Annotated in this window: 18 protein-coding genes; 7 read left to right on the plus strand and 11 right to left on the minus strand. The window is 44.0% G+C overall.

All coding sequences use genetic code 11. From position 1 onward, the window contains the following. Nucleotides 1-292, minus strand: a 292-nt coding sequence (locus ACRBG0_RS10285) for a hypothetical protein (protein WP_431486810.1), incomplete at its 3' end; no start/stop codon positions are given. A 207-nt stretch (nucleotides 293-499) separates the two neighbouring features. Here ACRBG0_RS10285 and ACRBG0_RS10290 point away from each other — a divergent pair. Next, nucleotides 500-1,240, plus strand: coding sequence for a hypothetical protein (locus tag ACRBG0_RS10290; protein ID WP_431486811.1), 741 nt, complete (start codon nucleotides 500-502; stop codon nucleotides 1,238-1,240). 69 nt (nucleotides 1,241-1,309) lie between these two features. Next, the gene (locus tag ACRBG0_RS10295) at nucleotides 1,310-2,101 is read left to right on the plus strand and encodes a sterol desaturase family protein (protein ID WP_431486812.1); all 792 of its coding nucleotides are present in this window, start codon (nucleotides 1,310-1,312) and stop codon (nucleotides 2,099-2,101) included. Between the two features lie 165 nt (nucleotides 2,102-2,266). Here ACRBG0_RS10295 and ACRBG0_RS10300 read toward each other — a convergent pair whose 3' ends face one another. Continuing rightward, nucleotides 2,267-3,334 (minus strand): Smr/MutS family protein, encoded by a 1,068-nt coding sequence (locus ACRBG0_RS10300; protein ID WP_431486813.1) that lies wholly within the window; start codon nucleotides 3,332-3,334, stop codon nucleotides 2,267-2,269. A gap of 126 nt (nucleotides 3,335-3,460) precedes the next feature. On the opposite strand from ACRBG0_RS10300, the gene ACRBG0_RS10305 reads away from it, so the two are divergent. The 4 genes from ACRBG0_RS10305 to ACRBG0_RS10320 all read left to right on the plus strand — a co-directional run bounded on the left by ACRBG0_RS10305 (nucleotide 3,461) and on the right by ACRBG0_RS10320 (nucleotide 7,800). Next, on the plus strand, nucleotides 3,461-4,135 hold the full coding sequence (locus ACRBG0_RS10305) for a class I SAM-dependent methyltransferase (protein ID WP_431486814.1): 675 nt from the start codon (nucleotides 3,461-3,463) through the stop codon (nucleotides 4,133-4,135). Between the two features lie 151 nt (nucleotides 4,136-4,286). Then, entirely contained in the window at nucleotides 4,287-6,569 is a 2,283-nt protein-coding gene (locus ACRBG0_RS10310) for a glycoside hydrolase family 113 (RefSeq protein WP_431486815.1), read from the plus strand. Between the two features lie 25 nt (nucleotides 6,570-6,594). Next, entirely contained in the window at nucleotides 6,595-7,065 is a 471-nt protein-coding gene (locus tag ACRBG0_RS10315) for a DUF4442 domain-containing protein (protein WP_431486816.1), read from the plus strand. A 72-nt stretch (nucleotides 7,066-7,137) separates the two neighbouring features. After that, nucleotides 7,138-7,800, plus strand: a complete 663-nt coding sequence (locus ACRBG0_RS10320) for a haloacid dehalogenase type II (RefSeq protein WP_431486817.1) — start codon at nucleotides 7,138-7,140, stop codon at nucleotides 7,798-7,800. A gap of 62 nt (nucleotides 7,801-7,862) precedes the next feature. On the opposite strand, the gene ACRBG0_RS10325 is transcribed toward ACRBG0_RS10320, so the two are convergent. Further along, nucleotides 7,863-9,251, minus strand: coding sequence for a dipeptidase (locus ACRBG0_RS10325; protein WP_431486818.1), 1,389 nt, complete (start codon nucleotides 9,249-9,251; stop codon nucleotides 7,863-7,865). A gap of 113 nt (nucleotides 9,252-9,364) precedes the next feature. Next, the gene (cdaA, locus tag ACRBG0_RS10330) at nucleotides 9,365-10,105 is read right to left on the minus strand and encodes a diadenylate cyclase CdaA (RefSeq protein WP_431486819.1); all 741 of its coding nucleotides are present in this window, start codon (nucleotides 10,103-10,105) and stop codon (nucleotides 9,365-9,367) included. A 297-nt stretch (nucleotides 10,106-10,402) separates the two neighbouring features. Here cdaA and ACRBG0_RS10335 point away from each other — a divergent pair, with 297 nt between their 5' ends. Next, nucleotides 10,403-11,575: a hypothetical protein gene (locus ACRBG0_RS10335; protein ID WP_431486820.1), complete on the plus strand. Its 1,173-nt coding sequence runs from the start codon at nucleotides 10,403-10,405 to the stop codon at nucleotides 11,573-11,575. 114 nt (nucleotides 11,576-11,689) lie between these two features. On the opposite strand, the gene ACRBG0_RS10340 is transcribed toward ACRBG0_RS10335, so the two are convergent. From ACRBG0_RS10340 to ACRBG0_RS10370, 7 genes are all read right to left on the minus strand, one after another. After that, nucleotides 11,690-12,793: a T9SS type A sorting domain-containing protein gene (locus tag ACRBG0_RS10340; RefSeq protein ID WP_431486821.1), complete on the minus strand. Its 1,104-nt coding sequence runs from the start codon at nucleotides 12,791-12,793 to the stop codon at nucleotides 11,690-11,692. A gap of 171 nt (nucleotides 12,794-12,964) precedes the next feature. Continuing rightward, nucleotides 12,965-13,882, minus strand: a complete 918-nt coding sequence (locus ACRBG0_RS10345) for an FKBP-type peptidyl-prolyl cis-trans isomerase (RefSeq protein WP_431486822.1) — start codon at nucleotides 13,880-13,882, stop codon at nucleotides 12,965-12,967. A gap of 221 nt (nucleotides 13,883-14,103) precedes the next feature. After that, a complete protein-coding gene (locus ACRBG0_RS10350; protein WP_431486823.1) occupies nucleotides 14,104-14,721 on the minus strand; it encodes a tRNA-(ms[2]io[6]A)-hydroxylase in 618 nt (205 codons plus the stop codon). Nucleotides 14,722-14,918: 197 nt separating this feature from the next. Beyond that, complete coding sequence (locus ACRBG0_RS10355; RefSeq protein ID WP_431486824.1) at nucleotides 14,919-15,851, minus strand: DUF4249 domain-containing protein; 933 nt, start codon at nucleotides 15,849-15,851, stop codon at nucleotides 14,919-14,921. An 83-nt stretch (nucleotides 15,852-15,934) separates the two neighbouring features. Continuing rightward, nucleotides 15,935-18,598: a TonB-dependent receptor gene (locus tag ACRBG0_RS10360; RefSeq protein WP_431486825.1), complete on the minus strand. Its 2,664-nt coding sequence runs from the start codon at nucleotides 18,596-18,598 to the stop codon at nucleotides 15,935-15,937. A gap of 267 nt (nucleotides 18,599-18,865) precedes the next feature. Continuing rightward, entirely contained in the window at nucleotides 18,866-19,816 is a 951-nt protein-coding gene (locus ACRBG0_RS10365) for a FecR family protein (protein ID WP_431486826.1), read from the minus strand. 245 nt (nucleotides 19,817-20,061) lie between these two features. Then, complete coding sequence (locus tag ACRBG0_RS10370) at nucleotides 20,062-20,676, minus strand: RNA polymerase sigma-70 factor (RefSeq protein ID WP_431486827.1); 615 nt, start codon at nucleotides 20,674-20,676, stop codon at nucleotides 20,062-20,064. Between the last annotated feature and the right edge of the window lie 161 nt (nucleotides 20,677-20,837).

Consider the following 20,837-nt stretch of genomic DNA (forward strand, 5'->3'; position numbering starts at 1 on the left):
GACGATTGACATAAAAGCGGATTATTGTCACCACCGCAAAAACAATAACTAGTCCGGTCCCAAATTGCCAATACTTTCTCCGTTCGTAATAATACCTATAGGTCATTCCTGTACCATAGAAAAGAACGGCTAATAAGCCCGTATTCAGTACTGCCCTAAAAAAACTGTCGCCCAGAGGCATCATTTTGATAAAGGCTGCCCAGGAGAGCGCAAATATAAAGAGCCATACACACAAGTGTAATAGTCGTAGCAACCTGCTGGTGCTGCCTCTTGGGTACTGTTCGTTAGCCATAGCTCCAAATTAATGATTTTTTACAGTAAGGATCGAAGCCATTTCAACGAATGGTAACAGCGCTTCAACGAAATGAATAAAAGTCGCTTTTCTCCATTGGTTGAAACTTTTATGCCAAATGTTGAACAGTTTTGGAGACCGGCCCCTGTGCCTACACTTTTGTGACATCAACCGAAAGGAATTTTTAAACATCAAAAAACCAGAACTATGAAAAATTCTTGGATGTCACTTTTCACTTTTATGATTTTACTTTCTGTAGGCTTCACTTCCTTTTCTTGTGAAAACGAAAACGAAGAAGAACCCGACACAACAACCATTGAAGACGAAGAAATTTTGGCCATCGTTAGTGTTGCCTTAGTCGCCGATAGCGAAGGTGCTACTGCCGAGGCAGTAGAAATGGCTTACGTCGCAGAAAAGGAACTGGAACCCAGTACTGCCTCGATAGCCTGTGGTGAAACGTCGGATTCTACCTTCATTACTAGCATCAACGAAAGCTGGATTACGGGTGCTTACGAGAACGCACTAACATGGGGGCTCAATTGCAATGACAATAATGTTCCTATCAGCATTTTCTACGGGCGAGAAATGGATGGCGACTATGAAACAGAGCGGCTATTAAGCGAAGACGAAGCTAGTAGTGACTGGCTGATGGAATCTTTATTCATTGGGCCCAACTACATTTTGAATGGCAGCTATGAACGCAATGGCACCCAGGAATCTAAGGTCCGCGAAATGCACGCGTTTACATCAACCGTCTTGCTGGAAATAGAAGACCTGAATATAGACAAAGGTGAGAAGCAAATCGTCAGCGGCATAGCAACATTTACCTTGAATGGTAACATAAACAATACAACCAGCTTTTCCCAAACAGGAACGGTTGTATTCCTTGGTGATGGCCAGGCTAACATCATCTTCAACGGCAATACCTATACCGTAGACTTGTTTTAATCTTCCCTCTGGGAGCCAGTAAGATCCCAAAACTGGCTCCCCTCTTTCACCTTACAAATATCCCCTCTCATGCATATCCTAATCGATCAATTTGGCTGGCTAACAGGAGCATTAATCAGCGCTTTTTTCATCTTTTTCCGTTACGCAATTATGGCTGGGTTTGGCTACCTTATTTTTTACAGTTGGAAGCGGCGGCGGTTTATCCATAGAAAAATACAGCAGCGACTCCCCAGTTGGTACGCAGTTCGTCATGAAATAGGTCACTCGTTACTTTCGGCAGCTATATTTGCACTAGTAGGTCTGGGGATTTACGGACTTAAACTAGCAGGATGGTCGCAGGTATATACGGATACTTCTGAATACGGGGCGCTCTATCTGGTCTTCAGCTTTTTGGTGCTCATCGTTGTCCACGATACTTATTTCTACTGGATGCATCGCTTGATGCATCACCCGCGTTTATTCAAGTTGTTGCACTTGGTACACCATCGCTCCAACAACCCAACACCTTGGGCGAGCCTGGCTTTTCATCCACTGGAAGCACTAGTTGAAATAGCGATCATTCCCGTATTAGTAATTTTAATGCCGCTGCACCCTATTGTACTTTTTGCTTTTGCTACTTGGTCCCTTACCTGGAACGTCGTTGGCCATCTTGGTTTCGAATTGTTTCCTGCTGGCTGGCTAGACCATCCAATGCTAAAGTGGCTAAACACTTCTACACATCACAATATGCACCACCATTATTCAAAAGGAAACTACAGTCTTTACTTCAACTGGTGGGACCGCTGGCTGGGTACCAACCACCCTGATTACGAAGCTACATTTAAAGCACTGACAGAGGGAAGTGATAATTCGGTAGTTTAGGGAGTTCGCAAAAAATAATCTACACACCTTCCTACAAAATTTCCCTTTATTCATCATCAGGTTTTCCTTGCGTAGCCAGCTATGCTGCGAAAAACCTGACTTATTTAAAGAAAAATTTGCTACGTCTTTTACGTAGATTATTTATTTCCTCATCCCTAAGGAGGGCTAAAAGAGAACCTCGGTGGCGCCGTAGCCGTACCGGGCATGGTATTCATTCTTAAATGACTTTACCTCCGACATGGCTCGCAGTCGTGTCTCCACTGCCTCTCGTAGTTTTCCTTCACCAATCCCGTGGATAACAAAAACGCGATCTACACCAATACGGATAGCATCCTGCATGAAACGCTCAAAATGATAGAGCTGTGTACTCAGTATTTGCTTACGTGGCACTGCTGCCGGGTCATCAACGAGACTTTGAATGTGAAGATCAATTTCGTTTTTAAACGCTGCCATCTCCCATACCTCGTGGGGCATCTCCTGAAGATTAAACCACTGCGAACCACCTGATTTGTTTTGCGTTTCCCGCGAGGTATAATCCTTTAAAGACTCTTTAGGAGGCAACTGTTTGGGAGACGCTTGCTTCTCGGTCATCTCCTTTGGTGTAAACAATTGATACAGATAAACCTGCCGATTAAGGTAAGGAGCCGTAGTGATTTTTTTAAAGAACTGTGTGGGCTTCAACTTGAGGATACGCGTGAGCTTCCCACCTGTCCCTTTGCCATCGGGCAGTAATCGCCAATTTTCAATATGTACTTCGGCACTATTGTTGAGTTCACTGTATTGGAGGCTACCCGCTTCGATCATCGTACGGGGTCCTAGTCGGCCTTGGGTATTCCAAACACCTCTTTTATCCAAATGCAGGCCTAGTTGGTACAAAAAATTAAGCTGGGTATCATTGATGAGATAAATACGGTAATAATCGGTGCTTCCATCGGCCCGAAAGACGGGATCGAAAGCCAGCTGCAGGCCTTGCGGCTTAAGCACAGTATACTGGTTATCAATAGGTAAGGGCTGCAACGGAAGTGACTCTACCTTTTTCTTTCCTGGTACAAACTTGGCCTTCACACGTGAAGCTGCTACTTCTGAAGAACGTTCCAGCGCATCCGCCCCAACAGGAATCACTTCACCATCGTTGAGGCGTACGGCAATCAGACCGTGCTCCAATAGCTCCTCCACTACACCTTCATCACCAGTATAGATCAACCTCACCTTCGTTCCAATGGAGAAAACCATAATTGTTCGTCCTCGTTTATTGTTCGCGAAAGATAGGGAATAAGTATTGCGCAAAAAACAATTCACCTATTTCTATAATAGGAATTTGATTCCATTATTCCTCTGTGGTCACTTACCTTCGTGTTTATGAATAGTAAGCCTACGCTCCGCTGGCGAATCGCCCAGTGGTTAGAAATTCGTTGGTGGCGTAACTACCTGCGCAAACAAGACGTAACTACTTATGCCCAACAAAAAAGAGACTACTGGCAGCGCCTTTTAGCTGCCCTAAATCTAAGTTTTACAAATCGGCAAACAATGCTTGATGCTGGCTGTGGCCCTGCCGGCATTTTCATGATATTGCAAGATCATCAGGTAGATGCAGTAGACCCTCTTCTGGATCAATACGAGCGGCAATTGGCACATTTCTCGCCAGCTACTTACCCTTGGGTTCAATTCTACACCTCTAGTATTGAAGCTTATTCAATAGAAAAACGCTACGATACTACCTTTTGCCTTAATGCCATCAACCACGTAGCAAATTGGGATCAGGGCCTTGATAAAATAAGCAAACTTACCAAGACTGATGGTACACTTGTTCTCGGAATTGATGTGCACCGTAATCAATTTCTAAAACTCTTATTTAGGCTACTCCCCGGCGATGTGCTCCATCCTCACCAACACGACCGAGAGGATTATCGCAAGGCCTTGAATGACAGAGGATGGCAAATCACGCAGGAGCTTACCTGGAAAAAGGGACTTATTTTTGACTATTGGCTCGTCGTTTGTCAAGAACAACATTCTCTTGATAGAACACAGGTTTAACGGATCAGACGCCCCCGAAGGAACAGCGTAGCTAATTTACACCGTTTCAATATCCATTGTAAATCTTCCTACTGCTTTCTGCAAAATGCGAAAGTCCAACTAAAGGGTGTTATATTTATCAGAACATCCTCCATTGATCAAAAAAAGCTCCATGTTTCGTCTATTAATAGGCCTTATTGCGTTAGTAACCTCCTTGTTCTTAGGGCAACGTTGGCTGCAGCCAGCCACCAGCCCTCCTGATTCAGATCCTTTACCACATCGCCAGCAGTTGCAGCGAGCAGCCTGGAATAGCGGTGCATGGCTAATTGTCTATCTAGCAGAAACGAAAGAGGAGCAACAGACTTATGAAGAAATACTCCGACCGTTAGATGAAAAAACATTTCGTGGAATTGAGTTAAAAGTATTTGCTTACGAAAATGCGCCAGACAGTCTATTACATAACTATCCTTTGATGATTATTGGCAAAGACCTTCCATTTACGTTAAGGAAACATTTAAACACTTTACCAGCTCTTCAATTTGACAGTACTTATGCCCAATTAGGAGCAACAAAACTAGACCAGCAAGAGGATTTATTGCAACTCACGTATTTACCCAGCTACTGGCAAGATACTTTACCCATGCACCTGATCTGGGCCAAAGAAGACACCATTATTCAAACTCATCTGAAGGAACGGTTAAGTCGAGGAATACGCTCTTTTCTATGGTCTGCTTGGGGTTACGAAGCACAACGATCCGGGCATATTCTACAGCAAGGTTACTTCAACGACAGTACTTGGGTAATGGACAAACAAATTCATTTTGAATTTCCGCCTACCCCAGAAGACAGCTGGGTAACGAATAGCGCTAATATCCAAGCTTACGACGGTGCAGAAGCCCCTTCTTCGGAATGGCTCAAAGAATTGGATGCCGCACAGTTAGCTATCCAGGAATTTACAGACGTTGCTTCTCTGCTCCCACTAAGTATTAAACTTTACCCCAGCGTAGAACGCAAGGCGCTCCGAACCAAATCAATGAAGCAAGCTAACCTTGCAGACAATGAAACGGTTACGCATTTGGTCATCAATGATAACTTCCAGGGGCAAGAATGGGGTGTACAATACCGCCCATGGCTAAGAGAAGCATTGGGACAACCGCTTTATCCATTGTATGAAGAAGGACTATCTCTTCAATGGATTGACAACATCAGAGGAGATAGCTGGCGCAGCTGGGTTAGATCACTGGCAGAAGCAGGCGCAATGCCTTCTGCGGAATTACTTTTTGATGAAAACAACCGACAAAGTCTCGCTCCCCTTATCGGTCAACTAGCGGCGGCAGCATGGGTGGACTATCGCCTGAAAACCCTCGGCAAGGCTGCTTTTTTGATCGAATATCGAAAAGGTACACCGCCTCCCCAAAGCAAAATGTACAACAACTGGATCAAGTGGATCAAGCACAACTATCCGCTCCGATCTGTCGCCAAGCAAGCCGTTCCTGACCAACGTTTGAATGGGTTTACACTCGCTCACGAAGGCTATCGAATTTATAATGGTTATGGTAGTTCCCGAGCTCGCCAGTCGCTTACGGTGATGAAGCAGGTTGGTATTGAAGCCGTTGCCGTTGTTCCATATAGCTATATGTCTGATGCTCACCGACCAGACCCTATTCCGGTATCTCAGCATGCAGGTTCAGAGAATGACGAGGCGGTATTGTTTGCCCACCTTTCGGCAAAATCACTCGGCCAATTCACTTTGCTCAAACCTCAAGTCTGGCTGGGCGGAGGAAGCTGGCCCGGAGATGTTACTTTTGACAATGACCGGGATTGGCAAATCTTTTTCACCAACTACGGCAGATGGGCCTTACACTATGCATTATTGGCAGAAATGTATGGTTTTGATGCCTATTGCATTGGCACCGAACTCCGCTACACTACCCTAAAAAAACCTGATGAATGGCGTAAACTTGTTCAAGCTATTCGAAAGGTCTACAATGGCTCTCTCACCTATGCTGCCAATTGGGGTGAAGAATGTGAAGAACTGAGTTTTTGGGAAGTCTTTGATTTCATTGGTATCAATTGTTACTACCCTCTTCATAAAGGTGCTACCGCTACGGACAGCGATTTGATGAAAGGAGCAGAAAGGGTCGTCGAGAAAATGGAAGCCATATCCAAACGAGTCGGTCGCCCGGTGTGGCTCACAGAAATCGGCTATCGCAGTGCTACATCCCCCTGGCAGCAGCCTCATGAGGAAGCCGGCGACCGCGCCATTGATGACGAAGCACAGGCAAGGTCATACAATGCCATGCTAGCCGCTTGTGAAGGTCAAAATTGGCTATTAGGCTTCTTCTGGTGGAAATGGTCTTGTGACCTTGACCACAATGAAAACAGAGGCCGAGGCTACACTCCATACAGCAAACCTGCGGAAGAAGTGTTGAGCAGGTATTACCTTAATTCATAACTTAGTATTGCGCAAATTAATATAGATGAATCGATTAGAACGTACGGTCAACAAACTCAAAGTTTATCCAAGCTGGCTGCTTTCCTTTGCTGTTGGGCGAATTGTAAAATTTACGGGTACCGCCGGAATATCGTATGACTTGATGAGCCGAGACAAGGTCGTCGTCAGTATGAAAAATCGCCCCAAAGTGCGCAACCATATTGGGCAAATTCATGCCGCAGCCATGATGTTATTGGCAGAAACAGCCACCGGTATGGTGCTAGGCATGAATGTCCCTGATGACAAAATCCCACTGCTAAAGTCTATGAACACCAAGTTCGTCCGTCGCTCACAGGGCCGGATGCAAGCCGAAGCCACCCTCAATAAAGAACAGCAGCAGCATATTATGACTACAGAAAAGGGAGACGTCATCATTCAAGTAAAAGTTACCGATGAAAGCGGCGAGGAACCCGTACTTTGTGAAGTATGCTGGGCATGGGTACCTAAGCGAAAGTAAGGGTGTAGGGGTTTTAACAAGTATAAAGGTGTAAGGGTTATTCCCGATTTTCACAAAACATATTCCTGGTTCATGCCTATACAAACCTATGCTTTTGATGTTTACGGGACACTCATCGACACCGATGGTGTACTGAGATCTTTGCGACAGATAACCGGTGATCAAGCAGAGCAGGTCAGTGCCACTTGGCGGAGCAAGCAATTGGAGTATTCTTTTCGACATGGGTTGATGCAACAGTACATGCCCTTTCCTTTAGTGACGGCAGAAGCGCTGAATTATGCACTGGCTGTTCATAAGATCCGTTTGACGGAAAGTGAATACGAAATCTTGCTAGACAGCTACCAAGACCTCCCCGCTTTCCCAGATGCCTTAGCGGCTATCAAAGCACTTGCGGGCGGAGCACAAAAGCTTTTTGCGTTTTCAAACGGGCCAAAATCCATTGTGAGTGCATTGCTGGAACAAGCACAACTTCTCTCCTATTTTGATGGTGTGGTAAGTGTGGAAGCTACCCAGGTTTTCAAGCCTAGTCCTGTGGTGTATCAATATTTTGCGGAAATGGCTCAAACATCGATTTCTGCATGTGCATTGGTATCGGGGAATTCTTTTGATGTACTAGGCGCCAAAGCGGCAGGTATGCAAGCCATTTGGGTACAGCGCGACGCGCAGGCTGTTTTTGATCCTTGGGGAGTAAACCCTGATAGGGTTATTGAAGACTTGGGAGGATTGGTTACCTAATCAAAAAAGGTCTACTGCTAATAGATAGCAATAGACCTTTTCCTTATAAAGCTGTATAAATCTTACGACTTCAAAGCCGTGTAATACTGGTAGTAATAAGGAATCGTTTCGATGCCTTTGTAATAATTGAAGAGACCATAGTGCTCATTGGGTGAGTGGATAGCGTCGCTATCCAAACCAAAGCCCATGAGGACACTCTTTACGCCAAGTACCGACTCGAATAGGGCAACAATTGGAATACTTCCACCCTCACGCTTGGGGATAGGAGCTTTGCCAAAGGTCTTTTCCATAGCTTGATGAGCAGCCAGGTATTCGGGCGTATCTGTAGGTGTAACGACAGGTTCACCACCGTGATGCGGCCTTACTACTACTTTTACTTCAGCAGGAGCAATGCTCTCGAAATAAGCTTTAAAGAGTTCGGTGATCTTATCTGGTGATTGATTGGGCACCAGGCGCATACTAATTTTTGCAAAAGCCTTGCTAGGCAGTACAGTCTTGGCCCCTTCGCCAATGTAGCCGCCCCAGATACCGTTTACATCAAGCGTTGGGCGAATGCTGGTACGCTCGGCCGTGGTGTAGCCTTCTTCTCCGCGTACCGCATTAATACCCAAATCTTTTTGGTAATGCTCCAGGTTAAAGGGAGCTTTATTCATTTCTACCCGCTCTTCTGTAGAAACAACTTCTACATCATCATAAAAGCCGGGAATAGTGATGTGCTTGTTCTCGTCCATCATTCCTGCAATCATCTCGCAGAGAACGTTGATCGGGTTACCTACAGCGCCACCATAAACACCAGAGTGCAGGTCGCGATTAGGGCCTACTACTTCTACCTCTACGTAGCTAAGGCCACGTAATCCGGTAGTAATGCTAGGCGTGTCGTTATCAATGATACTTGTATCTGAAATCAGAATAACATCGCAAGAAAGTTTTTCCTTGTGTGTTTCGAGGAAATGGCCTAAATGCTCAGAGCCTACTTCTTCCTCACCCTCAATCATAAATTTGATGTTACAAGGGAGAGAGTTGGTTGCCATCATTGCCTCAAAAGCTTTGACGTGCATAAACATCTGTCCTTTGTCATCACAAGAACCACGGGCGTAAATTGCACCTTGAGGATGCGCTTCCGTCTTTTTCACTACAGGATCAAAGGGGCCACTGTCCCACAAATCGATAGGATCGGCTGGTTGAACGTCGTAATGACCGTAAACCATTACTGTAGGAAGCGTAGCATCAATGGTTTTTTCACCGTAAACAATAGGGTGGCCCGCAGTGGGGATGATCTCTACATTATCAGCACCTGCTTTTTGCAAGTGATCTGCCACAGAGGCGGCGGTACGCTGAACATCTTCTTTGTAGGCAGGATCAGCGCTGACGCTGGGAATTCTCAACAAGTCGAGTAATTCATTTAAGAAACGATCCTGATTATCTTTGATGTATTGTTGTGCTGCTTGCATGTAAATTTGCTTCGGTTTTAAATCGGCTGAGGGCAAATATATAATTTTGCGACTAGCTACACGAAAAAAGTCGCTATTGTTCAAACATATTCCTGTAAAATCTTCATCAAGCGCTATTCTTTGATCTTACGTTCGAGTTTATCACCTTTGGCAAAACTGATTGCGCCGGTTTCTTCCGAAACCACCAAGGCTACAACATTAGAGCGTTCGGTGAGTCCTACAGCAGCCCGGTGCCGCAAGCCGACGCTTTTGGGCAAATTGGTTTGCTCGCTAACAGGCAAGATCGCACTTGCACACAAGATTTTCAGGTTGTCTATCAGTACGGCTCCATCGTGAAGGGGGCTTTCTTTGGCAAAAATGCTTTCTATAATTGCCTGCGAAATTTTTGCATCCAGCTCTACGCCGCCGCTGACTATACCTTGCAGGTTGAAGTTTTGACAAAAAACAATCAGTGCCCCTACTCTTCTTCTACTCATTCTAAGAATGGCCTCAGACAGTGCCTCCTGGGCAGCACGATGTGCCTCGGCGGAACTACTCATGGCATTACGATCCAGAAAACGGTCCAAAAAGTTTGATCGCTGCCGTAAGGTGGTGTTGCCCAACAAAAGCAAAAATCGTCTCACCTCGGGCTGAAAAATGATGATGAGAATAATGATACCTACCTTCACAAACTGATCCAGAATACTGGATAGTAGGTCCATATTCAATTGGTTTACAACAAACCAACTGATGTATAACAAGAGCAGACCTACAAAGATATTGAATGCGATACTGCCACGGAGCAGCTTGTAGAGTTGGTACAATAGGTAGGCTACAATACCGATATCCAGTATATCCCAAACACTAACCTTCATAAAACCTATACTGAAATCCAGCATAATACGCTACCGACGACCGGCATTTTGGGTAAAAAAGACTTTCGTTTTTTTGCTGAAAGTCCAATTAAACGAAAAAATATCCTGCACGCTATCGCTGCAAATTTAAGCGAATGTGTGGAAACTGATCAAATGGCCTAAAAATAAGTTATTTATGGGTGCGATATTAAGCAAGGTTTTGTTCCTCAAAGCGTTTGGACTCAATAGGATTGAATCCAATGGAAGTTTTATAACTTTGTTGAGTAAATACAGAGCGGTTCCCCAAAAGCGATAATAATGTCAATGTTTTCCAAAAGCCACCTTCTTCTGGTCATTATCATTTTTCTGATCTTCCCTTTTGTCTGTAGTGGGCAGGGGGCTGTCATTCGTGAAAACTTTAGAGGAGAAAAGCTAAAAGTATACCCGGACGGGCGGATCGAATACTTCAACGGTGACCCCTATGAACCGACGGAAGAGGATGGCTTAATCACCTATCCTGTTTTCCAAGGTTACATTGAACCCTTGGATGGAGAAGTGAGTGTGAATGAGGTAGACCTTTACAAAATTGCTCAACGCCGTTCTCAGCTCTCCAGTACCGCTGCCGAACTTGCTCAGCAACGATTAACCCAAGCCCAGGAAAACCTGCAACGGTTACAGGACAGTTACAATGCAACATCCGGGGATGAAGCCCGTAGAGGCATTTTACAAAAGCAAATCGCTGCAGCAAGGCGTACCCTAGAACAAAGTCAAGTTCAGCTCAACGAAAGTCAGCGAGCAGCACAACAAGACGATCAACTCGTTAAAAAAGGTGGGTTTATTGAAAGTTTCAATCAACGTGTTCGAGAGAACAGGTTGCGAGAAGCAAATTCACAACGCATTCGGAGTGTTAGTAATCAATCTTATGCTCAACTCATTCCATTGACTAACAATACTGCTGCCAGTAGTTTTGAAGATTTGATGCTTCGCCCTCCACGTCGGGAATGCCGCTATGCTTTCGACGGGCAGGATGCTGAGACTGGGCGCTATCGTCGTGATTTGCAACCAGAGCTTCTGTTCAGTTATACTGATGAGCGGCTAAGGCCTTATCTCCAAGACAAAGAATACCTTGTTTGCGAAGCCTATATTTCTAGTGCTGGTGGTTTCCGATACCTCACCCTCAACTTCACTTTTGCTTATCCTAACGCTCAGGAAGCTTATGGTTTTATTGACCAGAACAGTGTATTGACTATCAAGCTTCTCAATGGCGATGTTCTTAACTTAAGGTCAGGCAAGATGGACAGAGGCCAATACAACACTGTAAAAAAAGAGCTTACTTATTCGGTCTACTACCCCATCGACCGCAGCTACATTGGCTTATTGAAAACCAGCGAGGTAGACCTTTTACGCGTCTTCTGGAGCAGTGGCTTTGAAGAATACCCTATCCATCAAATGGATTTTTTCCAGCGGCAGTTTCAGTGTTTGGGGGATTGATATTTGAAGGTTGTTGGTTAGATGGTTTGTTGGTTTTGCTAGTAGGGTCAGGCATCTTTGGACCTAAAGGTTTCTAAGGAGCTGTTCAACGGTCGTTAAAACAAACCTCAACGATCATCTGGCGATAATCACCTGTTTTGCAAAACTTTGCCTCTCAATTAAGATAACAAGAGAATAAATGCCTTCGGGTAAATGGCTTACCTCTAGGTAAGTTTTTCCCGTTTGGAGGACCAATGCTCCATTTGCACTAAATAGTTGAAGGCTTTCAACTTTCTCTGCTTCTACCCTTATTTTATCCGTGGCCGGTTGAGGATATATTTTGACCAGAGGGTGTTCATACAACAAACCCAACTTACTAGAGAAATCTGTATCCAAACGATAGAGCACTGCGGGAAGAGTACCAACCCGTTCCGTGCTGACATAGGCAAAGCGGCTATTACGCCAACAAATACCTTCAGACTTTATAGAGCCCGTCAAAGGGAGTGGCCATGTTGTTGGTGTTCCATCGGAAAAATGAGGCGCTGTAAAATCGTTCAGCGTAAAAACCAAAGCTTCTTGACCAGAATACGCGGAGAACAATAATTGATTGCCACTTGGAGCAATATCAACACCTGTAATTAAAGCCGGCACAAAAAAGCTATCTACTGCTATCAAATTATAAGCACCAGGTGTTTTGGGCATGGCATATACCTTGGTACGGGCCGCTGACCAATCTTTGGTAAAAAGGAACAAACTATCCCCTATTGCTACTAGTGCTTCTGCATCATAAGGAGTAAAAAATTGATTGTTTGAAAAATCAACCTGATCAGCATAGCTATAAGTGATTTCCTGGGCTTCAACCGTATCCCTTTCAAAAAAATCGGACCACATTATTTTATAAATTTTCAAATTCGTCCGACTACCATAATTGTTACCTATATCTCCAATGTAGAGGTGGTCTGCATCTGAGGTGATGTCTTCCCAATCTACATTACTTGCGTTATTGACAAACACCTCTCTCTGTACAAAGCCATTTAGCGTATCGATTTCGTAGAGCTTAGGTTGATCTCCTGAGTCATTGTGCGTAACCAAGCGCCCATCTTTGTAAATTAAACCAGAGCTTTCTGGAACGGAAGTTGCCATCGTTGTCAGGGAATCCAGATGGTAATTCTGGGTATTACCTTGTAGTGCAAGCAACAAAACGAAGAAGAGAAAAGCAATAGGTTTAGTTTTTTTCATGGTCTTTTTTTATCAAAACGATCTAGTATTGCGCAGAAAATAAAATACGATTTTGTTTTTCGTGCTATTCCCTAACGTTTAGCTTCTCAAGCTTCCGCAAAAAAAAACGTCCCAAATTCTACCATTGGGTAAAATTTGGGACGGTACTGAAATCAAAAAACAGACCAGCTGCTATTTAACTTCCAGTAATTCTACGTCAAAAATGAGCGTAGAACCACCAGGGATAGCTGGAGAACCTTGTAGGCCATAAGCTAAATCATAAGGAATATAAAACTGGTACTTAGCACCTTCTTTCATCAGTGCTACACCTTCGGTCCAACCAGCAATTACTTCGTTCAAACCGAACTCGGCAGGTTCGCCACGATTAACAGAACTGTCAAATACTGTTCCGTCGATAAGCATACCATGGTAGTGTACCGATACCCGATCTGTTGCCGTAGGCATTTTGCCCGTACCTTCTTTGATCACTTTATAGTGAAGCCCGGTTGGCGTACTCATCACATCAGCTTCGGCAGCTTTTTCTTCAATAAAGGCGATTCCTTCTGCAATAGACGCTTCCGCAGCAACTTTAGCTTCAGCTTCTTGCTGCTTAGTGATGACATCGGTAAGACTTTGCATCAATGCATCTTCCTTGTCACCTACCATACTTTCTGCATCATCCAGTTGATCTTTAGCACCCTGAAAGAAGGCATTACTACTAAGGCTAATACCAAACTCTTTCATGTTGCGGGCAAAATCAGCACCGATAACATAAGAGATAGAATCTACAGAAAAAGGAGCGGGGTCTTCGTCTGTAAATGGAGCCCCCTGACGCATCATCAACGTCTGCTGAAAAGTATTCATCATAGCAAGGCCGTCTTCTTCCGAAATGGTTGCTGCGTCCATTGCTACATCTTCCAAACCTTGGCCCAACTCGGCTGCGTTAACATCCATTCCTAAATCTTGGAACTGGCCGGTAAAGAAGCGTCCTACGGAGTAGGAGATACTATCCATCTCTGTTTCAAGATTGCTGGTACCTTTCATACCACCACCGCCGCCACAAGATGACACTAGTGCGAGGATACTAAAAAGAAAAATTAATTGTTTCATTAAAAGAATTATTATGAAGTAAGTTTTTGTTAATCTGTAAGACCTTAAGTATTGCGCAGAAAATAAAACGCGATTTAGCTTCGCTGCTTCTTCGAGGTTTTTTAAGTTTTTCAAATAGTTAAAACACTTAAAATGAACCGTTTATTCAACCATTATGAAAAACAACCACGTATGTAGACGCGAAGCGAAATCGCTATTTATTTTCGTGCTGTTCCTAACTCTTAGTGCATCCGGTCCCCTCGAAGGTCTAATTCCTCCATGATTTCAGCTTCTTTGGTAAGGTATTCCTGCCAGCGGGCATTAGCCCTTTCTTCACCAAAATACTTTCTAGCCAAATCAATAAACAAGCGATAATGACCTGCTTCAGAAATCATGAAGCGATGATAGAAATCCTTTAAGTCCTCATCTGAAATATGTAAACTCATCAAACGGAATCGTTCGCAGGATCGTGCCTCAATCAAGGCAAAAACCAGCAGCTTTTCCAATAACTTATCATCGCGAGAGCCTCCTTTCTTTTGAAAAGCCAAAAGCTTATTAACGTACTCATCTTTACGCTGGCGCCCTAACTTCAATTGGCGTTTATCCATTTCTCGTAATACAGAACGAAAATGCCCCCACTCTTCCGTCACAATAGGTGCCAATTCGCGCACAAGCTCCTCTCTTTCCGGATAAGCCTGAATAAGCGAAATACAGCTGGTCGCTGCTTTTTGTTCGCAATAAGCATGATCAGTAAGAATCTCGCCCAAGTCCATCTCTGCCAAGTTCACCCAACGAGGATCTGTTGGAAGTTTAAGCCCCAACATCCGGACCCCCTCAAGTTCTTTTTCCGCTTCTGTCATGAAGAGTGATTAATACGCTAAGTATTGGCCAGATAAATTATTCTACCGCTACTAAACATTTGATTCTATGACCTTTTTGTACCTATACTCAGGTGCAAATAAAAATTGCCCCAAAAGGAAACATTTTGACTTTAAAGCCGCAAAGATACTAAGTAATTGGATAAAAGAGGTGTAATAACCGAGGATAGATATGCTATTTAAAAACTGAGACTCACCGAATCCTGTGTAAAGTTATATCCAGCGAAATAACCATGCCCATTCTCAACATTGTTAAAGATTACGATTGGGTCATTGAAGGGGCCATCAGACTGATTTTGCTGGCGACTAAAAGTAGAATAATAGAGATAGTATTCTTCTGAAACAGTGCGCAGCTCCACATATATTTGGCCCAAAGCCTCAAAATCAGGAACAATTTCCAGGTCAACCTGAAATCGAAAACCTTCTTCACTAGGGTTATTTTTCAGTAATAAGCCACCAATCATGGCATCGGAGATAACCTTGGGGTTATCCTGCATGAGATCAATACGTTTCAAATATCGACCATCAATAAGCGTATCTGCTCCTACTATCGTGACATTCAGAATTTCCTGAAAAATGTTCAAATGATAGTAGTTATCTTCTTCACGGGGGTCTTCAAAGTTCAAATCTATCTGATAGCTGTAGCGCATATTGAATGGCCCGCTCCCTTCTTCTTCATTAAAATTAGAGACTTGTAAGGTTGAAAGAGACACCGGCTCTGGGATAAAACTATGCGCCTCAATAGCTTCAAAACCCAAAGCCTCTACCCGAATGGTATAAGTGGTAGCTGCTTCCGGCGTAAAAGACTGGGTTATATAATAGGGCGCAATCCGTGGGGCAGGATCAACGTATAAGGTCAGTTTTTCAATAAACTTATCTCCTTTATAAAGGGTAACATTAGCATCAGCTAAATATTCGGGCAAACTATTGTCTAGGATACTTTGACTTTTAGCTACTGAAACCTTAACCAACTCTCCTAAGGTAAAGCTACTGTTGACCACTAACCTTGGTGGTGGTTCGTCGATGTCCAAGTCTACCGTGCGTTCACAGGTGGCCCCCATACAGAGGAATACCAAAAAACCAAAAGGTAATATTTGACGAAAAATGGACATTCGCTATTTTTAACCCTTCAAATATACAGTTTTTCAAATAAACCAATTCAAACCTTTTAGGTTATAACTTATGCAGACGATAATCAAAAGCTGATCTTATAACTTATAGAGGGTAATATTGGCGCCAATTGAACCTCTACAAAATCGTACTGCGTACTTGGCGTGTTCTGTTGGTTGACTAAAGAACGGCGGACATCGTAATAGAGTGGGTTATTTCGGTTATAAAGGTTATAAATCCCGAGGTTTAGTTCGTGCCGGTAGCGCTTTTGTCGGTTCCATTCAAAGTGGACATTAACATCCAAGCGGTGATAAGCTGGCATTCTGATATTGTTCTTTCTTTCCGGGTCTATCGCAATAGGATAAGGAGGGGTTATCTCCCCTGGGACAATAGAGGCAAATTTCACGAGTGGCAGCGTGATCGCAAACCCCGAGGCATACCCCCAATTAGCAGAAAAATAGCACGCTGGTGAAATCTGATAAATAGCCGCTAACTGAAAATTGTGTCGTCGATCATAACGAAAAGGATAGACCCTACCAAGGTTCAATTCCTCAAACTGACGCTCAGATTTTGACAGTGTATAACTCACCCACCCTGTCAATTTCCCTTTTACTTTTCGCAATTGCCATTCGGCCCCATATGCTTCTCCTTCACCGGCAACTACATTGTCTTCCCAGTCTTCAAACCCTTCTACTCCTTCAAGAAAAGAAAGGATTCTATTCATCTTTTTATAATACACATCGCCTTGTAATTCCCAAAAGGGGCTAATCTTATACTGATATCCCAGGTTCGACATCCACGCTTCGGAAGGTCTTATCTTATCGGTACTTGGCACCCATATTTCAGTAGGCAAATTCACTGTTGTATTTCTGAGAAAGTGTAGATTTTGCACCATTCTACTCAAGGAGGCACTTAATGTCCAGCGCTGGTCGGGAAAATAATTTACACTCATCCGGGGTTGCACCGAAAGATGCCCTCTAGATCGTACGTACCACCACGCAAGATGTGCGCCGGCATTCCACTCCCAGTCGCTGCTAAACTTACCTTTGCCTTCCAGGTAGGTACTCAGTTCTGTTGTATTAATGGTATTGTTGGCAAAGGGCTCTTCTCTAATAACCGGCAAATCAACAATCAAAGCCCCAGGTTTGAAAATCCGGCGATTGGCTCCTATACCAAAACGAAATTCTTGCCGTGGACTCACGATCAATTGCCAATCGGCTTTTAGTCCCAAATCTTGTATACCAGAACGAAAGAGGCCCTTGATCAACAGCGAGTCCCTTTGGTTGATCGAAGGTTCAAAAGAAAGTTCTTCAAGGTTATAGAAAGACTCTTGATCAAGACCGCTGTAGGTTAAACTAAAATTGGCAAAAAGTTGGTCAGAAAACAGGTGATTCCAACGAAAACTGCCTACCGTATTTGTCCAGCTAAAGCCTTCGCCATAAGATTTGTCGATATCATAATTCAGCGGTTCACCGCCCTGGCTTGTCAAGCTTAACACACTTGAGTTCGTAGTAAGGTCATCATAATTATCACGCCCTCGATAAAGGCTTAAAAACACCCGGTTACGGTCAGAAAAAGTGTGATTATATTTGGCGTTGATATCATAAAAGCGATAATCAGTGGCACCATCATCACCTTTTGATTCTTTAAATTTACGTGATTGCTCTTTTAATAAAAGATGAACAAAAGACCAGCGACCGGAAAGCAGAAAGGAAGATCGCTCTTTAATGATTGGTCCTTCAAGCGTAAAACGGGAGGTCAATAAACCTGTGGATGCCTTACCTGACAGGGCCTGTTGATTGCCTTCTTTCATCCGGATATCAAGTACACTGGAAAGGCGACCACCGTAGCGGGCAGGGAAACCGGCCCTCAATAACTGAGCTGACCTTACTGCATCGCTATTGAAAATAGAAAATAAGCCAATCGCATGGTTCACATAGTACACCGGGACGCCATCTAATAACACCAGGTTTTGACCAGCATCACCACCTCTGATTTGCAGGCCTTCGGCACCATCAGCACCTGTTGTGACCCCAGGCAAAAGAAAAGCCGTACGAATTACATCCTGTTCGCCAACCAAGCTGGGCAGCATTTGGGTTTCTCGCAAGCCTATCAATTGGCCTGTAGCCAGTCCGGCAATAGGGTTTGCCGAAGTATCACGAGGATATACCACTACCTCATTCAAGGTAATACTGCCTTGCAAGGCTTTATTCAGCACCGTGTTATTTGTAATATTCAAAGGTTCTTCAAAACTCTCATATCCAAGGTAGGAAAGCCGAAGCTGCGCAGGACCTCCTGGCAATTGGAGACTAAAAAAGCCATATTCATTACTTACGGTTCCTCTTTGGGAATAGCGATCGTAAACATTGGCACCAATAAGGTGTTCATTGGTTTCTCGGTCAGTGATATAACCACTAATGGTATAATATGTATCTACTTGGCTAGGAGCTAAGGGAATTAGTAGTATTTGTTCGCCAATGAGGCGATACCCTAAGTTTGTCCCTTCCAATATGGTAGGTAGAACTATCCGAAGTCGTTGTTGCTGAAAATCAAAGGAAAAGAGTCCTTCAGGAAGGATATCATTGCGAAAACTAAGCTTTATTTCCTCTTGGTCAATCAACTGATAGAGGGCAACCTCAAAAGGTTGTTCCTTTATTTGCAGGTTCACTCTCTTATTCAGCACTTCTTGGGCCTTAAGGGAGTACACGCAACAGCCAAATACCAAAAGAATTATTAAGCTTTTTTTCATCTGGATAAGTCCTCTGCTGTAAAATACAACACTATCCAAAGATAAGTCGCCGGTGGCAGAGCGCCAAAGGCTATATAGAATGGTGTAAAAAAATATCACCAATCTGTGACTTACGTACTAGCTAATACAAAAATCTTCCAAAGGCCTCGCTGGCTTTTGGAAGATTAATGAGTACGCATTACTAGGTTTTCGAAAAACAGGAAATAGATACAAAACCTGTCTAGCAAACGAAAAGCGTGGTTTAAAACACCAAGATTTACTTGGGCTTTAGTCGCAACTACCGCTTAGCTCATACTTGTTGCCTCCAACATCATTAATAGAAAGACCGGTGAGACCTTCTAGGATGCTTACAACAGTTGAGAAGTTTTCTTCTTGCCAATTACCTGTAATCTCGCAATTCTGAATCGCTGCGGATTGCCAGACAAGGTCTACTTGATAGGCGCGCTCGATTTGTAGTAAAGCTTCTTCTAGTTGTGTATTTTTGAAACTCAACTGCCCCATACGCCAGTTTACGCCGTAAAAAGGCCGGTCGGCAGTCGTATAGGTAGACAATGTGCTGTTTTCCAAAACCACGGCTTGCTCAGCTACAAGCACAACTTCCTGGCTTTTATCCGTCAAGCTTTTCACAGCGACTTTACCGGTAGCCACTTCTACTTCCGTACGTGTCTGCCCGGGTATTTCACGAACATTGAAGCTCGTTCCCAGCACCTTTACTTCAGCATTGGTGGTGTGAATAACGAAAGGCTGTTCGGGGCGACGGTCAACATCAAAGAAAGCCTCCCCTTCCAAGCGAATAGCTCTTATATCTGCTTCATCAAGGTCATTACGATAACTAAGGTAGGTATTGCTATTGAGGGTAACGGTAGAACCATCAGGCAATACAACTTCGCGGGTTTCCCCCTCTCCGGTATGAAGCTCTGCCCATGCGAAAGTGGGAGTAGTATCTGCCAAGAAGGTAGTTGTACCCCAAGCCACTAATGCCAAAACAACCGCAGCTGCAACAGCACGTAACCACCGGGTAGAACTCATTTGCACCACCTTAGCGGGAGGTGTCTCCTCCTGAGCCATTCGATGCTTGAGACGGGCAAGACCAGCTTCCACATCAGGTTCAAAGTCATCGCCCACCTTGGCACTGCCAGCCCATAACTGCTGCCAAAGCCCTTCAGGGGCTTCAGCGGACTGCCCTCCGTTTTTACGAAGTTGTTCCCAGGATCTCATAGTATCTTTATTCTTCATTCCAGACGTACGTAATTCTTAGTATTGCGCAGAAAATNNCGCTTAAAATGAATCGCTTATTTAACTATTATGAAAAACAACCACGTATGTAGACGCGAAGCGAAATCGCTTTTTATTTTCGTGCTGTTCCTTAGTTCAATCTACTGAGATGCGTAGTATCTCAGTAGATTGAAGGTAAATGGTATCCTACCTTCCATTGATAAAGACACCAAACTCAATCATAGCCCCTACCCTACGGTTGTCGGCTGGCTTACAATAAGCAGCAAAGCCTCGAAAAACCCTAAAAAAGCAATCAATAGATAGGGGCTCAATTTTTCCCTCAGCATCCGCAAAGCTTTGGTCATTTGATTCTCCACTGTTTTCACACTGATATCTAAATGACTTGCTATTTCTTTATTGCTCATCTCTTCAAACCGGCTCAGGCCAAATACTAGACGGCAACGTTCCGGCAAGTCACCTATGGCAGCTTCAATCTGCACCTGTAGTTCGTCGGCCTCTAGCTGCTGCACCGCTCCTACTTGATCGCTGGCTACATCAAAAGGCATGGCACTTTCATCATCCACTATCAGCCTTTGATCTCTAATATAATTGAGCGTCCGATTCACGGCCGATCTTTTCAGGTAGGCCCTCAATGACTGGTTTATCTTCAATGTTGCCCGCTTACGCCACAATTCATAGAAAACTTCCTGCACCAAATCTTCCGCTAGATCCCGATCACCAATTACCCGAAATACGGCCTGGCACAAGAAGGAATAATGTGCACGAAACAAGTTATCCAAGGCCCATTCCTCCCCTTTGTTAAGGGCAGCTAAGACGGCTTCTTCCGGGGGATTTGTCAACAACGAAACTATTGAATTGATGAATAAAGGGAGAAAGTTAAGCAATCATGAGCAATGTTGCCCACTTGTTGGGCAACAAGTGTTAAAAATGGCTGTCAGAAGTCATAACAAGTCCTCTCTCTGGTAAAATATGCAGAACATTATTTTGGCGATTCCTCGGAAAC

Source organism: Lewinella sp. (assembly GCF_050633125.1).
Classification (GTDB): domain Bacteria; phylum Bacteroidota; class Bacteroidia; order Chitinophagales; family Saprospiraceae; genus Lewinella.